At 41.5% G+C, this 277-nt stretch carries 1 protein-coding gene; it reads left to right on the forward strand.

Annotated elements, in window-relative coordinates:
• Positions 1-277: DUF11 domain-containing protein (locus tag CVH10_RS19950; protein WP_146143148.1), on the forward strand; the 277-nt coding region annotated here is incomplete at both ends.

Consider the following 277-nt stretch of genomic DNA (forward strand, 5'->3'; position numbering starts at 1 on the left):
CGAACAATCGTATCTATTGGAGATATAATTACGTACACTGCAACATTAACAAACACTGGAAACTTCCCTGCAAACTCGGTATTACTCATTAACGGTGTTCCTGAAGGGGCATTATTTGTTCCAAATAGTGTCACGCTTAACGGGATTTCACTTCCAGATGCAAGTCCAACTCTCGGTATTCCAGTTGGTATTATCGCACCAGGTGATTCTGCTACAATTACGTTCCAATTTCTTGCAAACTCTATTCCGCCGCAAGGGGCAATTATAAATCAAGCAC

The sequence above is a fragment of the Halomonas sp. ND22Bw genome (assembly GCF_003011945.1).
Classification (GTDB): domain Bacteria; phylum Pseudomonadota; class Gammaproteobacteria; order Pseudomonadales; family Halomonadaceae; genus Halomonas; species Halomonas halophila.